Annotated in this window: 10 protein-coding genes; 3 read left to right on the top strand and 7 right to left on the bottom strand. The window is 62.2% G+C overall.

What is annotated here, in order from left to right:
* Positions 1-11: 11 nt before the first annotated feature.
* A complete protein-coding gene (topA, locus tag C4S68_RS01785) occupies positions 12-2,954 on the bottom strand; it encodes a type I DNA topoisomerase (protein ID WP_103931306.1) in 2,943 nt (980 codons plus the stop codon).
* 257 nt (positions 2,955-3,211) lie between these two features.
* The gene (dprA, locus tag C4S68_RS01780; RefSeq protein WP_103931305.1) at positions 3,212-4,468 is read right to left on the bottom strand and encodes a DNA-processing protein DprA; all 1,257 of its coding nucleotides are present in this window, start codon (positions 4,466-4,468) and stop codon (positions 3,212-3,214) included.
* A 66-nt stretch (positions 4,469-4,534) separates the two neighbouring features.
* Between dprA and C4S68_RS01775 the strand changes: the two genes are divergently transcribed.
* Complete coding sequence (locus C4S68_RS01775) at positions 4,535-5,428, top strand: menaquinone biosynthesis protein (protein ID WP_103931304.1); 894 nt, start codon at positions 4,535-4,537, stop codon at positions 5,426-5,428.
* A gap of 58 nt (positions 5,429-5,486) precedes the next feature.
* On the opposite strand, the gene C4S68_RS01770 is transcribed toward C4S68_RS01775, so the two are convergent.
* The 3 genes from C4S68_RS01770 to C4S68_RS01760 all read right to left on the bottom strand — a co-directional run bounded on the left by C4S68_RS01770 (position 5,487) and on the right by C4S68_RS01760 (position 9,628).
* A complete protein-coding gene (locus C4S68_RS01770; RefSeq protein ID WP_235011287.1) occupies positions 5,487-6,467 on the bottom strand; it encodes a hypothetical protein in 981 nt (326 codons plus the stop codon).
* A gap of 8 nt (positions 6,468-6,475) precedes the next feature.
* Positions 6,476-7,039 (bottom strand): regulatory protein RecX, encoded by a 564-nt coding sequence (locus tag C4S68_RS01765; protein ID WP_103931303.1) that lies wholly within the window; start codon positions 7,037-7,039, stop codon positions 6,476-6,478.
* A gap of 231 nt (positions 7,040-7,270) precedes the next feature.
* Entirely contained in the window at positions 7,271-9,628 is a 2,358-nt protein-coding gene (locus tag C4S68_RS01760; protein WP_160114954.1) for a dipeptidyl-peptidase 5, read from the bottom strand.
* A gap of 517 nt (positions 9,629-10,145) precedes the next feature.
* On the opposite strand from C4S68_RS01760, the gene C4S68_RS01755 reads away from it, so the two are divergent.
* Both C4S68_RS01755 and C4S68_RS01750 read left to right on the top strand, forming a co-directional pair.
* On the top strand, positions 10,146-11,003 hold the full coding sequence (locus C4S68_RS01755) for a hypothetical protein (protein ID WP_103931301.1): 858 nt from the start codon (positions 10,146-10,148) through the stop codon (positions 11,001-11,003).
* 105 nt (positions 11,004-11,108) lie between these two features.
* On the top strand, positions 11,109-12,413 hold the full coding sequence (locus C4S68_RS01750; protein WP_103931300.1) for a preprotein translocase subunit SecD family protein: 1,305 nt from the start codon (positions 11,109-11,111) through the stop codon (positions 12,411-12,413).
* 13 nt (positions 12,414-12,426) lie between these two features.
* Here C4S68_RS01750 and C4S68_RS01745 read toward each other — a convergent pair whose 3' ends face one another.
* Entirely contained in the window at positions 12,427-14,832 is a 2,406-nt protein-coding gene (locus C4S68_RS01745; RefSeq protein WP_160114953.1) for a M1 family aminopeptidase, read from the bottom strand.
* A 101-nt stretch (positions 14,833-14,933) separates the two neighbouring features.
* Positions 14,934-15,113 carry a hypothetical protein gene (locus C4S68_RS22850; protein ID WP_146071974.1) on the bottom strand — a complete coding sequence of 60 codons (180 nt, stop codon included), beginning with the start codon at positions 15,111-15,113 and terminating at the stop codon, positions 14,934-14,936.
* Positions 15,114-15,135 lie beyond the last annotated feature (22 nt).

Raw genomic sequence — 15,135 nt, 5'->3', positions numbered from 1 at the left:
CGACCAGCGACCTATGCCACCGCTTCAGCGACCGGCCGCGTCTTCTCCGGGTCAGGCCGCTTCAGATCGACGGGTGTCTCCTTCGCCTTCGGAGGGCCAATCTTCTTCTCGAAGCTGCACTCTGGCGGAAGGTTCGCCTCCACCGCGTCGCCCTTGCGGCTCCGGCGCTTTGGCAGCATCTCGCGATTGTTCGGGCACACCAGGAACGTGCCGTCGCTGTTCGCATACTCCACCAGGTAGGCCGACTCGCACTTCGGGCAGGTCTCGTTCACCAGCTTCTGGTTGCTCGTGTAATCGCACTTCGGATACCGCGTGCAACCGTAGAAGATGTCGCCGCGCCGATTCTTCCGCGCCGCAATCTCGCCGCCACACTTCGGGCAGGGCACGTCCAGCAGGTCCTGCTTCACGTACTTGCACTTCGGGTAGCCCGAGCACGCAATGAACTCGCCGTACTGCCCATCGCGTTGCAGCAATGGCTTGCCGCACTTCGGGCACGGCTCTTCCAGCTGCACCGGCGGCTTCGACTGTACCTTCTGCGTCAGCTTGCGGATCGTCTTGCACGGCGGATCTTCGCTGTAACCCGGGCAGGACATGAACGGTCCCCACGGGCCGTTGCGCAGCACCATCACGCGGCCGCAGTTGTCGCAGTACTCCTCTTCCTGCTCCTCCTGCCCTTCCGCCGTCACCAGGTCGGGCTTCGCCGCGAAGTTCTCCTTCGTGAAGTCGCAGCTTTCGGGCTCGACCGTGACCTTCTTCCAGTCCTTGGTCGCCACACGCAGTGCAGCCCCGAGTTCCTTCTGGTCCTTGCTCGCCTTCACGTCCACGGAACGCTCGGCGCCGCTGGCGTCCGTGCCAGAGACCTTCAGCGTCGCATGTCCAAACTTGTCGGCGATCTTCTTCAGCACATCGCGCTCGCTCTTCTTCACCGCCGCGGCGCTCACCGACATCGGCTTCTCCTTCGTGTAGTTCACACACGAATAGAAGCTGCCAAACTTCCCCCACTTCAGCAGCAGCGGCGATCCGCACTTCTCGCAGACCTCCGTCGTCTCCTGCTCCATGGCCTTGATGTCGCGCATGTCCTTCTCCGCGACCTTCAACTCCTTCTCGAAGTGCGTATAGAAGCCCTTCAGCAGCTCCGTCCACTTCTCTTTGCCGTCCTCCACGTTGTCCAGCTCGTTCTCAAGCTGCGCCGTGTAGCCGATCTCGAAGATATACGGAAAGTTCTCCACCAGCAGGTCAGTCACGACCATGCCGATCTCCGTCGGCACCAGCTTCTGCGCAATCTTCTTCACATAGTCGCGGTCCTGGATCGTGTTGATGATCGACGCATACGTCGACGGCCGTCCGATGCCGCGCTCTTCCAACGCCTTCACCAGCGAAGCTTCGTTGTAACGCGGCGGCGGCTGGGTCGACTTCTGCTGCGCATCCAGCGAGACCTTCGTCAGCGGTTGACCTTCCGTCAGCGCGGGCAGACGACGATCCGCCGAGCCCTCTTCGCTGGTCGCATCCTTCGCCGCATCCGCAGGAGCATCGCCCTCGGCAGACTGCTCCGCCTGCTTCTTCGCTTCCGCAGCAACGGTCTTCGAATCCCGCGCAGCCTTGGCCTTCTTGCTGTCTTCGTCGAAGCGTAAGAAGCCGTCGAACTTCAGGATGCTGCCCGTCGTGCGCAGATCGTACGTCTTGCCGCCGGCCTTGGCCTCAATCTCCACCGTCGTCTGGTCAAAGACTGCAGGCGTCATCTGGCTCGTGACCGCGCGCTCCCAGATCAACCGATACAGCCGGTATTGCTCATCACTCAGGTACCTGCGAATGCTGTCCGGCGTAAACGCAATGCTCGTCGGCCGAATCGCCTCGTGGGCATCCTGTGCATCCTTCTTCGACTTGTAGGTGTTTTCCTTCTCCGGCAGATACTTCCCGCCGAAGCTCTTCTGCACGTAGTCGCGGATCTCGCGCACTGCGTCCGGGCTCATGCGGGTCGAATCGGTACGCATGTAGGTGATCAGACCCACCGTACCTTCGCTGCCCAACTCGATGCCCTCATACAGCCGCTGTGCTACGCCCATCGTGCGGCGTACGTTGAACCCCAGCCGACCCGCCGCCTGCTGCTGCAGCTGGCTGGTCGTAAACGGCGCCCGCGGATTCTGGCGGCGCTCCTTCTTTTCCACCGACCGCACACGATACGCCGCAGCCTCAAGATCGCGCAGCGCCGCATCCACCGCCGCCTTGTCCGGCAGCGCGTTCGCAATCCACTTGCCCTTGTCGTCCTTCGCAGCCTTGTCCGCCACGCGCAGTGGCTCGCCGTTGATCCCGACCAGCCGCGCGACAAACTCCTCACCATTCGCCTTCGGCGTCAGCGTCGCATCGATGTTCCAGTACTCCGTCGTCGGAAAGCTGTTGATCTCGCGTTCACGCTCAACAATTAACCGCAGCGCAACCGTCTGCACCCGGCCCGCGCTCAGTCCGCGCTTCACCTTGTCCCACAGCAGCGGCGAAATCTGGTAGCCCACCAACCGATCGAGCACGCGCCGTGTCTGCTGCGCATCCACCAGGTTTTCATCCACCTCACGCGTGTGGTTGAAAGCCTCCTTCACGGCCTTCTTCGTAATCTCGTTGAAGGTCACACGCCGAACCGGCGTTCCCTTCTTCACCGAAGGAACGATCTGCATCTTCAGATGGGCCGCGATGGCTTCGCCCTCGCGGTCAGGATCGGGTGCCAGAAACACCGCATCGCTCTTGGACGCGAGCTTCTTCAGCCTATCGACGACCTTCTCCTTGCCCGGAGACACAATCAGCGTCGGCTCAAACGTCCGATGCTTCAACTCCACACCAATATCGTTCTTGGGCAGGTCCATGATGTGCCCGATCGAGGCCTCCACCACATAGTCGCTGCCGAGATATTTTCCGATCGTCTTCGCCTTCGCAGGCGACTCCACGATCACCAGGTTCTTACCCATAATGAAACCTTTTGACCCACACCTTTAATACAGACGCTCTTCGGGCTTCCCCGTCCGCGCTCATTCCAATGCAACCTATCACGAGTCGCCAAGGCGAAGTCAAACTGCCTGTTGCGACAGGTAAACAGCAACTCCACTTTCGTCAGGCGACATACCGGGCCCGCGACCCACGTGGCAGTTGGACTTCCGTCCCACCGAACAGGTGCCGGCCATCGCCGATCTCCCTGTGAATATCGCCCGAAATCCACGCCCCTGCGCTACAGGCGCCGCACGTAATTCTTTCCCGGCATCTGCCGTACCCGGCCCGCGAGCTCCAGCTCAAACAGCGCCGTAAACACCTCGCCGGACGTCACCTTCGACTCCAGCCGCTCTATTAATTCATCCAGCTGCAGCGATTCATCCACTCGCAGCTGCTCCAGCACCAGCCGCTCATGCTCGCCCAGCGGCATCGCTCCCCGCTCCACAAATCCTGCGAGGGAAGCTCCCGTCCGGAACTCCGACCGCTCGGGTCCTCTTTCGTCGAATAGAGATGCCGTCGCCCCTTGCAAAGATTCATTCCGCGATCCATCGCCTCCCGCCCCATCGCTGTACCGGGCCGCCATCTCGTCCTCCAGCGCCAGCCGAACCTGAGAGGGCAGATCCTCCCAAACGTCCTCCCATGTTGCAGTTAGCTTCGCCCCCTGCTTGATCAGCGTATTCGGTCCCCAGGCATTCTTGGTGGTCACGTTTCCCGGTACGGCATACACATCCCGCCCCTGATCCAGCGCACACCGCGCAGTAATCCTCGTCCCGGAATACTCACCCGCCTCTACCACCAGCACTCCAGAACTCATCCCACTCAACGTCCGGTTGCGGATCGGAAAGTTCTGCGGCGCCGGAAACGTCCCCAGCGGAAACTCGCTCACCAGCGCCCCGCCCTGCTCCACAATCTGCTCCGCCAGCCGCTTGTTTTCCTTGGGATAGATCACGTCGATCCCCGTCCCCCACACCGCTACGGTAATCCCGCCGCCGGCCAGCGCGCCCTTGTGCGCCGCAGTATCAACGCCCCGCGCCATGCCGCTGAAGATCGTCATCCCGCGCGCCGCCAGGTCGCGGCTCAGCGACTCAGCCATCGCCGCTCCATACGTGCTCGGCTGCCGAGTCCCCACCACCGCAATCCCCGGCCGATTCAGCCGATCCATCCGGCCCCGCACCCACAAAATTGGTGGAGGATCGTAGATCTCCAGCAGCCCTGCAGGGTATTCGTCGTCATCGCGCGTGATCCACGCAGCCCCGGCATCCGCCGTCCGCGCCGACTCCTCAATCGCTGCCTTCCGAGCCCGCCCATCGAAGACAAAATGCGCAGCCTCGGCCGGCATCCCCGTGCCTTCCAGCTCCGTCAGCGCACAAGCAAACAACCGTTCCGGCGCTCCCAGCCGCTGCACCGCCCGCGCACATCGCGTAGGCCCCATCCCCGGCGACAACATCAATGCCAGCCAAGCCAGGCGTGCCTCCGCCTGTTGCTCTTCCTTCATCACGCGAACCTCTCTGCTGCGTAGTGGAAGCATCCTACCATCGCCGGCGCCGACTAGAATAAGGAGGTGCCCCTGCGCGTCTCGGCCATCTCGTTTCTGAACCCCGCTCCCCTCCTCTACAACTTCGAGCACGAGCCCACCGCCTCAGAGCTGCGGACCCGCTACGACATCGCCTACACCACTCCCGCCCAATGCGCCGCGCAGCTCCACGCCGGCGCAGCCGATCTAGGCCTCATCCCCATCGCCGAGCTCGACGAGCACCTCGCCATCGTGCCCGGCTGCACCATCGCCTCCACCAGCGAGGTCCGCAGCATCCTGCTCCTCGTCAAAAATCCGCACGCCTTCAGCGTCGACGAAGCCCTGCACCAAGTCCGAACCGTAGCCGCCGACTCCGCCTCGCGCAGCTCCCTCGCCTACGCCAAGGTCCTCTTCGCCCACTTCCACGGCAATCGCCCAGGCTTCGTGCAGCAACCCGCGGAGCCGCTCTCCATGCTCGAACACGCCGACGCCGCGCTCCTCATCGGAGATCCCGCCCTGCTCGCCCGCGAGCATCGCCAGGCCATCGACGCCGCCCAACCACATCTCCTCTGGCTCGACCTCGCCCAGCTCTGGCGCGACCGCACCGGCCTGCCCTGGGTCGCAGCCGTCTGGGCCGTACGCCCTGAAGCCCTCGGCCACCACAGCGGCGTCACCGCGCAGCAGCTCATCGACGACACCAACAACAGCCGCATCGCCGGCAAAGCCAACGTCGAAACCCTGGTCGCCGAATGGGCGCCCCGCATCGGACTGCCCGACCAGACCGTGCGCACCTACCTCACCCAAAACATCCACTACGACCTCGACGACGACTGCCTCCGCGCCATCCAGCTCTTCCGCAAGCTAGCTGCAGGCATCGACGCCCTACCCCCGCTCAACCATCTCCCCATACTGGCATCTGACGAACTGGCATCTGGAATCTGAACTCGCGACCCTAAACTCGAGACCCAAAACTCAATCAGTCCCGTTTCCACTTCCAACATCACCGCCCAATCCCCGGCCGCCACGTAATCCCCTCCAGCTTCAGCACCGGATCCTTCGTCGCCCGTAGCGACGAGAACGTCTCCGCATACCGCACCATCTCCATCGTGCTCACCAGCGCGTCGAACGCATCCTCCGACCCCTCGGCCTTCTTCAGCACCGCGCGCGTCAGCCCTGCAAACACCGCATCGTTCCTGCGCTTTGCCGCAAGATAGCTCTTCCGCGCGCTCTCATTGCTCTTCGCAACCGCACCCGTCATCAGCCGCGTATACATCTCCACCAGCAGAGGCTTCGCATCGCGTTCCTGTAACTTCGCGCCCTCGAACGGCCACACCCGGAAACCCACCGCGTGCAGCTTCAGCAACACCGGCATGGCACGCAGCGACGCCGTCCCCACACTCCCCGCCCCACCTATCTGGAACGGCGACTTAGGAGTAATCCCGCGCATCTTCGCCGCACGCACGACGTCGCCCCCTTCTAACCCCTGGGCGATCTTGTTATCGAACTCCGTCGCACGAAACATTCGCGGCATGCCCTCGCCGCAAAACTGCGCCGGCCTCTTATGCGGAGCGCCCCAGAACCGCTCATCCCGCGCCACCTCGTCGCACTCCCGCGAAAGCCAACGCTCGCCGCTGCCATCCACCACGTGCTTCCAGAAATCGAACACCGTCGCGCAGCCATGCTCCGCCAGAAACCACGCCGGAAAGCTGAAGCAGCAATCGATGCTCACCACCATGCGCGGCGTCTCGCGAGCCAGCTCAATCAGCCACGCCGCAACCTCGTCCCGCGTCCGCCCCGCCTCAAGCTCCACACGCACCTTGCCGTCCGCAAGCCGCGTCCATACCCCCGCCCAGATGTGCCGCCGCTGCCCCGCAGCATCCACACGCCCCGACCAGTCGATCGCCACCAACCGCTCCGGCGACAACCCCTTGTCATCCTGAGGAGCATCGCGACGACGAACCTGCTTCTGCTTCTGAGTCACCACGACCGTTAGATGGCCTCGCCGCTTCCGCCGATCTCGTCCTCCACAATCTCAACCTCCTCCACGTCGCTGCCGCCCCACTCCCGCAGCACCTTCCACACCGCGCGCGTGCTGAACCCCGCAGCCATCAGCCGCCGCATGATCTTCGCCGTCTCCTTCTGCTTCTGCTCCCGGTCTCCGCTCGGAGCCTTCATCCGCTTGCGCTCCACGTACGCCCGCGCCAACGCCGCCTCGTCCACATCGTCATACGCCGTCGCCAGCGCCGCACTCGCCACGGGCGTAGCGATCCCCTTCTGCATCAGCCCCTGCTGCACCCGCCGCCGCCCAAACTTCTCATTCTCCTGCCGAGACCGCGTGTACTCCGCCGCAAACCGCTCATCGCTCAGATAGCCAAGCTCCTTCAGCTTCGCCATCACACGGTCGACCGCCTCGCCATCCTCCGCGCGCTCCGCAATCTTCCTCCGAAGGTCCCGCTCACTCTTCATCTTCGAAGCCAGCGACTTCACCGCAAGGTCCAGCAACTCCTCATACGGCAACGCAGGCTTCGGCTTGCTCGATCTCCCAAATGACATAGCCCATTCTCTCTCAGCTGGTTGAGGCCGCTCACTCCGCGCAGCCCCAGCAACAAGCGCCAACGGCGCGCCGACATACCAGCCTGGGGTGACCGCAGGGAACCCCAGGTATCGCCCCACAGCAGACCAAAGCGCTGAAAGCGCGACATATCTCGCTTACCACAACCGGCGAGCCTCCACTCAGAACGCTCACCGCGAAGCGGCTAACGGCGAAGCCGCTACCGCATAGCGCTAACGCGAAGCGCTGCCCTTCCCCGTCCACTTGTCGCACCAAGCGTTCACCGTCTTGTACCAAAGCTCCGAGTTCTGCGGCTTCAACACCCAATGCCCTTCATCCGGGAAGTACAACATCTTCGATGGCACTCCCTGCAGCTGCAGCGCCGTAAACAACTGCAGACCTTCACTCACATCCAGCCGATAATCCCTCTGCCCATGCACCACCAGCGTCGGCGTCTTCGCATTCCTGATATTCAGCATCGGCGACCACTTCCGAAACGGATCCTCGCTAGCCGGCCGATCATAAAAGTCCCACGGCCGCGCGGGCTTTGCTTGCTCCACCACCGCATCCCCACCATCGCCCTTGCTCTTGCCTTCTGAACCCTGGGCCCTGGACCCTGAGCCCTGGGTCTCTGATCCCTGTTCCCTAACCCCTAATCCCTTGCCGTTGGCTTTAGCCAACGGCCGAAACTCCCACTCGTTAAACCAAAGCTCGTCCGTATCTCCAAACGCCGCCTGCGGGTTATACATCCCGTCATGCGTCACGATGCACTTGAACCGGTCCGTATGCGTGAGCACCCAGTTCGCCATGAATCCGCCATAACTCGCCCCCAGCGCACACTCACGCGACTTATCAATAAACGGGTATTTCGCTTCCGCATAATCCAGCCCCTTCATCAGGTCGATGTAGGGCCGCCCACCCCAATCCCCACTAACTTCTTCGAGAAACTTCTGCCCGTAACCCGTCGAACCACGCGGATTGATCATCACCACCACATACCCATCCGCCGCAAACAACTCCGGATTCCACCGGTACGACCACGCATCCCCCCAAGCCCCCTGCGGCCCGCCATGAATCAAAAACTTCAATGGATACTTCTTAGCGGGATCGAAGTTCGGCGGACGAATAAGAAATCCCTCGACCTTCGTCCCATTCGCACCCGGAAACCAAAAGGACTCCATCTTCGGAAGATCGAGCTGACGAAAAAGATCGTCGTTGGTATGTGTGAGCGTCCACTCCCCGCCCCATTCATTCATCGCCGTTGTAACAGGATTCAAATGGGCCGAGTCATACTCGAACAACTCCGTGGCTCTCTCCGCTGTCATTTGAGTGCCGACCATAACATTGCTGGTGACAACGATCGAGCCAAGCTCTCCCTCATGCATCAGTAAGCCATGCCCCGTGTTGTGATCATTGGCGTCTACCGGAACGCTGGCAATCGATTCGTCCCCGCTCGAGGGGAATGTGAAGAGCAGACCGTCAGATCTTGGCACCCAGACGAACTCGTCAACCCAGTCCGTCCAAGGCTTCGTCAAGTTCCGAATAATTCCCGTCCCCCGATCCATCACCACCAGATCGAACTTGTCGCTCTCATACCCATTCCTTGCCTGGCTTCTCCAAGCCAGCCACTTCCCATCCGGCGAGTACTGCGGCCCATCATCGCTCCCCGGCGACGTCGACACCTTCTTCGCCGCATGCACATCCCCCTCGGGATTCAGCACGAAGATGTCATTGTTCGTCGACTCCGCCGGCACCTTGTCGAGGTTCACCTCATACGCCACCTCCTTGCCATCCGGCGAGATCGCATACCCCAGCGGCCCACCCACCGAGTACGTCGGAGCCTCGTGATCCCCCACCACGCTCGCCGGCGTCAGGTCCTTCGGCTCCACTTTGTCATTCCGTAGCGAAGCGGAGGAATCTGCATCTCGCACCCGCGGCAACGTCCCCCAAAAGATGTGCGACCGCGTCTTGCCCTCGTAGTGGTCCCAGTGCCGATACAGCAGGCTCTCGAAGATCTGCGCCTTCACCGGGCTCTTCTTCTCCGCCTGCGCATGCTCGAGGTTGCAGAGAGCTTCCTCATGCACCCGCTTCGCCACATCCGCCGCCTTCGACTCGCACTCCGGATACACCGGCGCGGTAAAGAGAAAGTGGTTCGAGTCCGGAGCCCAGATCGCGCCATCCGCACCCGCCGGAATCGACGGCAGCATCTGGTCGTCACTCAGCGTTCCCGTAGCCTCGTTCCACTTCGCCAGCCACAACTGCCCCTCACCCTCGGCGCTCGAATACATCACCCACTTACCATCCGGCGAGAATCTCCCATTCGACTCCCCAACGCCGCTAGTCACTTGCCGTTCGCCGCCACCTTGCCCTTGTTCTCTGGACCCTGAGCCCTGGGCCCTGGCCCCTTGGCTCTGCTCCCTAATCCCTAATCCCTGTTCCCTAACCCCTCCAAGAGGAACCACCCATAGGTGGTTCACCTTGGAATTCTTCTCCAGCGACACCTCCGTCACCGAGAACAACACCCACTTCCCACTGGGCGAGATCTGCGGATCGGAGACACGCTTCATCGCCATCAGGTCCGCAAACGTCATCGGACGCTTCTGTTGCGCAAAGGCGGAAGGAACACCCGCCACGAAGAGAAGAGAGGAAAGAAGGAAATGCGCCGCGATCTTCATCGCGATGAGTGTAGCGCGGCTCGAATCCGGGTGCCCCGGGTCCCAAAAGGGACCCGGGCTGGCTCGGCACGAATGCCTCCGAAATACCGGCAATCTCCGTCTCGGAAGGCGTGTCCTTTCGACCGAAGCGGGACAGCGTCATCGTTCCGCGCAGTGGAGAAATCTGCATCCTGTCTGCACGGGAGACGAACTTTCGCCGCCGTGGCGTACTTCCCTGCGCAACTCTCTACAATGGAATTAGGCCCTATTTCGACCGCTGCTTGCCCGCAGTCGCAGGATCCGGCCCAGGACCGCACCGGCCGGGCCCGGACTCCACCCCTAAAGCCCCTCCGCTGAAGATTTTGCGCTCACCGGGGGGATGGGGGGCGCCCCACCGGAACCCTTTCAGCGCAGCCCCCGTCTATCCTTAACAGGTCTGCAGAACCCTGAAGCCATGAAGAAGCTCCTCCCCATCGCCGCCGCCTGCACGCTCGCCTTCGCCGCCCACGCCCAGACCGGCTTCGGCAAGCTCGACTCCACGCCCCCGGCCGGCATGACCGTCGACCAGATCATCCAGAAGATGGGCAACCGCGAAAGTGAATTCGCCGCGGCGCGCCTGCAGTACACCTTTCGGCAGGACGTAAAGTTCAACACCATCTCCGACGACACCAACCGGCCCGACGGCGAGTATCACCAGGTCACCGACATCACCTTCGACAAGGAAGGCCGCCGCCAGGAGCACGTCGTCTTCGCCCCGGCCAACACGATCGAACGCGTCATCATGACCGAGAACGACTTCAAGGACATCGAGAAGCGTCTCCCCTTCATCCTCACCGCGCCCGAGCTGCCCGACTACGACTTCCACTACGCCGGCCGCCAGAAGATCGACGAGATCGACACCTACGCCTTCGACGTCGCTCCCAAGAAGTTCGAGAAGGGCAAGCGCTACTTCCAGGGCCGCGTCTGGGTCGATCAGCAGGACGACGAGATCGTCATGGTCAACGGCCTGAACGTCCCCCAGGACACTCGCCCCGGCCACGCCGACCTCTCCCCGCCCTTCACCACCTACTACGAGCAGATCGACGGCAAGTATTGGTTCCCCACCTACACCCGCGCCGAAGGCACCTTGCACTTTCCCCCACAGAACGGCGCCATGGCCGAAGACATCACGGTGCGCTCCATCGTCAAGTACACCGACTACAAGCAGTTCCACACCAACGTCAGGATCCTCTACAACGGCGAGGACATCACCAACCAGAAGGACGACAGCGCAACGCCTCCGCCACCGAAGAACCCCAAGGACCCGAAGTAGCTCGGGCAGGCACCCGTCTTTGACCCCCTCCTGCGGCCACCCTATACTGGCCGCAAGATGACTCATCAAGATGGAGGCAGTGAGCTCCCGGCCTCCGGCGGCCCTTTGGCACGCGATCGACAACGCTTCCTCGCAGCCTCTGCAGCTCTGCTCACGCTTCGCCTGATCCTTCTTTTCCTGCTACGCCATGCTCCCTTCTCCAACGATGGAGGAGAGTACGCCGACATGGCGCGACAGCTTACCTCCGGACAAAGCTTCGTTCCCTACTGGCCGCCCGGGCTTCCGCTTTATCTCGTCCCCTTCGTCGCGTCGCCCGTGTTGATTCGAGTATCCATGCTTGCTTTCTGGATTCTCGCCAGCTGGGGCCTGTGGCGCCTGCTGCGCGCGATGGATCTCACCGCGCTCGCGTGGGTGGTCCTGCTCGTCTTCGGTCTGCTTCCCGACTCGATCCTTCTGTCCGTGGATCCGCTGACGCAGTTGCCGGTAGCTGCGCTACTGCTGGTAGCTTGCTCGGCTGCGGTGACGATCGTGCGCAGGCGCGCACCCTGCCCATCGCTGGAGTTCCTGCTGCTCGGTGCATCCCTCGGCTGGGCTGCACTCGTTCGCCCCAGCGCGTTGATTCTCGTTTTCGTCCTTCCAGTGATTTGCGCGGTGTGGTCGCGCCGCTGGCTCGCCGCAACCGCAAGCATCGCTCTCGCGCTTGCGATGGTCTGTGCGTGGATGCTGCACGTACGCTCCACAACAGGCCACACGCTTATCAACACCGCCAACGGCAAGAACCTTTACCTCGGCAACAACCCGTGGACGCCGGACTACAAGACCTGGTACTTCGGCTCGCACGCCAAGGATGGCGAAGAGCTCGACCAGTTTCCCGAATACGCCGAACAGGTCCGCGCCGTGGGAAGGGAGACTCCGGAGAAGGCTTCAGCCGAGTATCAACACCTCGCTGCAGTCGAGATCATGGCGCACCCGGGAACGTTCGTTCTTCGCACTCTGAACCGGATCCGCTGCTTCTGGGGATTCGACACCTTCGCCGGAGCGCAGGCCAGGGGACATCGCTGGATGCACCTTCCGCTGTCGCCGCTGACTCTCGCAGCCGAAGCGATGTTCTACCTGGCGCTGATCCTGCCCGCGGTGTACTGGCTGGCTCGCGCCGGAAGCGGCTTCTGGCGCAGGCCCGAAGCGATCCTCCTCACGGCGACGATCCTGCTCTACGCCGTGCCCTACTGGTTGTCGATGTCACACCCGACGTATCACTATCCCGTGCTCACGCTTGTCGCCGTGCTCGGCGCCATGGCCTTCGCCCACCGCGAACGCGCCACGGGTTCCTGGCGCGGTCTGGTGGCCGTGGCGTGCCTGCTGCTGGTGCAGCTGGAGTGGGTGTGGCAGATGAGCCGAGGCGTCTCCTAGCGGCGACTCGCCGTCACTCACTCAGGATGTCTCCGTTGTAGTTGAGTAGCAGCTTCTTCGCAGGCGAAGGCATCTTGCCAAGCGAGACCGTGCGTTCATAGGTGTCATTGCCGTTCAGCACCGCGGCGCCGATGCGGGTCACCGTGCCATTCTCCATCTGCAGGTAGATCGGGACGATCATGCGGAAGCTGCTCGATACGCCCGACTGCGTAAGCTTCATGTGCATCGAGGTCACGCCATCGGCAACGGTGAAGTCACCAGTGATGACGTAGCGAGGTACCTCCGTGCCATACACCCACTCGTTGAAGAACCAGTCCATCCTGCCGTTGTGGTCGAGGTCCATCCACGAGGGCATGCCCTTCTCCATCGAAGCCTTGAAGTCCTCGGTCGTAGCGGCGCGGCCGGCATAGTCGTGCGTAAATCGCTTCATCGATTCGCGGAATGGAGTCTCGCCGTACTTGGGCGTCCAGTAGAGCATCTCCAGCATGTGCAGCACGTACGCTCCCTTGCTGTAGATCAGCTCCTGAGCCACCCAATCGCCGGTCTTCTCGTTGTTGACCCGATAGCCCATGGTCAGGGGGCCAACATCCACCGGACGCTTCCCGTTCGTGTTCTTCTCCAGCAGGTTGCGGCGCTGCTCCTTCCAGAACGTGCGGTACTTGTCCATCGTCTTCTCGGTCTGCTTGAGATACACCCCGGTCGAGAAGTTGGCGAAGCCTTCGCTCATCCACTGGTCGCGATAACTGTCGAAGCCGATCAGCGAACCCCACCACTGGTGTGCCACCTCATGCGGCGTTACCTCATCCCAGTAGCTTGCGTCGTGAGCGTCCAGGCCAAGCCCGTGACGCGCCGTGGAATCCCAGAAGGCGCACATCGGAAGATAGACCAGCATGGGCCAGGACTGGCCAAAGCTGCACGAGCTCTGCTCTGTTAGTGCCACATGATCGAACGGCAACGGTCCGAAGTAGTCCGTGTAGACCTGTATCGCCGCCCACCCCTGCTCCACCTGATCCTTGAGCAGCATCGTGGTATCGAGACTCCCAAGCGCTCCCTGGTTCGCCAGGCCTGCAACAGAGTCCGGCAGAGCCGTGTTCGCGTACGACGTCACATCGAAGCCGGTCGGAGTCTTGCGTGAGGCCGTCTTGAACTCGCCGAGGTTAAAGCCGGCCACCGGAATGGGCTTGTCCGTTGCCCAAACCACGCGCGTGCCGTTCGCGTCGCTGTCCCTGCTCACTTCCTTGCCCGTCGCCACGATCTGCAGCCGCTTGGGGATGTGGAAGGTCATGCGGAAGTTGGTGAAGTCGCCGAAGCTGTTGTGGCCAGACGGGTACCAGCTCTCCCGCGCGCCATCCGCAAGGTAATACATCGCGTCGCCATCGCGTCGCACCGCATCTTTGCCGGCATACTTCGTCAGGATGCGCACCTTCTGCCCCGCCTTTGCAGGCTGTGCCAACACGACGGCAAACTGCGGATCGAACTCCTTACCCTCCTGGATGAAGTCGAGCGGAGTACCCGTTTCGTCGAAGACCGCGCTCACGCGCAACGTCGGGTACAGGTTGAGCGGAAGCACGCGGGTCTGGTCGCGGAATACGGTGAAGGTCGTCTCGGTCGAGCCAATCAGGTTTCCCGAGCGCTCGATCGTTACATCAGGCTGCTCTTCCACGATGCGCAGAGGCACCGCAACCTTGCTGCGATCGCTCATGCGGTAACCCGCCCAGACGTCGTAGGTGTAGTCGTCCCAGGTTGCGAAAGACACCTGGTCCGGCGAGTCATCCGGATCGATGGTGAACAGCACGTTGTGCCCGGTGAACGCGCCGCCCATGCGGAACGAAGCCAGGAAGAACGAACCACCGCGATCGGGAACGATGTCCTCCAGCAGACGCTGTTCGAAGTTTTCATGCAGATGCTGACGGAACTTCTTCGCGCTCTCCCCTGCGATCTGCTGAGCCTCAGTCGAAGGCCCGGTCGTTCCAGCCGAGGCCCTGGTGATCTCTGCCGCAGTCTCATCCGTGAAGCGAAGCAGCAGCGAGGTAAAGTCCTGCTCCAGCCCTTCGCTCTTGGAGAAGTATGCGAGCGAATGCTGCTCTCGAGGGTCACTCACCTTGAGACTGAAGTGCCCCTTGCCGAGGAAGACGCCTCCGGTCACGCGGCCGTTGATCGCGGGATAGAGATAGAAGTTGCCATCGCTGAAGGTGAACTTCGCGCCCTCGCGCTCGATGACAAGGTTCCTGACCGTAATCCCAGGCTGGCTGGCAACACTCGAACGAAGGATGCTGTATTCGACGAGCGCGTTGGGATTGCGCCCGGCCCCGGAAGGATGGATCGGAGCCTGCTCCTGCGCGAGAGCAGGAGACGCAAGCGGGGGAACAGACGCCACGGCCGCGACCGCGGCCAGGAGAAGCACTACCAATTTCGGCATGGCAGCAAAATAGCAGAACCAGCGCTGCCCCACCAACATACTTCAACGGCCATACTTCAACGGCAAAGATCGTCTCGGAGGCTGAGCCATGCCAGGCGCCATCAGTAGAACGTGTCGCGCGAAGCGATGCGCCAGTGCCCATCCCGCTTCATGAGCAGGACGCCATATGGATTTCCCTCATCGCTGCGAGGATCCCCATACGCAACCTGGTAGCTCACGTAGGCACCTCCGGCCTGATTGTCGATCGCCCTGAGCGTCCAATGTTCCAGGGGATACTTCAACTCACACAACGCCGCCTGAGTG

This window comes from Bryocella elongata (assembly GCF_900108185.1).
Classification (GTDB): Bacteria; Acidobacteriota; Terriglobia; order Terriglobales; family Acidobacteriaceae; genus Granulicella; species Granulicella elongata.
This window is presented reverse-complemented; position numbering and strand designations above follow the sequence as displayed.

What these genes read in the sequence shown, in the direction of transcription:
- C4S68_RS01760 (WP_160114954.1), bottom strand. Translation starts at nt 9,628, where the DNA reads ATGACGTTTGCGGACCTGATGGCGATGAAGCGTGTCTCCGATCCGCAG.
- C4S68_RS01755 (WP_103931301.1), top strand. Translation starts at nt 10,146, where the DNA reads ATGAAGAAGCTCCTCCCCATCGCCGCCGCCTGCACGCTCGCCTTCGCC.
- C4S68_RS01765 (WP_103931303.1), bottom strand. Translation starts at nt 7,039, where the DNA reads ATGTCATTTGGGAGATCGAGCAAGCCGAAGCCTGCGTTGCCGTATGAG.
- dprA (WP_103931305.1), bottom strand. Translation starts at nt 4,468, where the DNA reads ATGAAGGAAGAGCAACAGGCGGAGGCACGCCTGGCTTGGCTGGCATTG.
- topA (WP_103931306.1), bottom strand. Translation starts at nt 2,954, where the DNA reads ATGGGTAAGAACCTGGTGATCGTGGAGTCGCCTGCGAAGGCGAAGACG.
- C4S68_RS01745 (WP_160114953.1), bottom strand. Translation starts at nt 14,832, where the DNA reads ATGCCGAAATTGGTAGTGCTTCTCCTGGCCGCGGTCGCGGCCGTGGCG.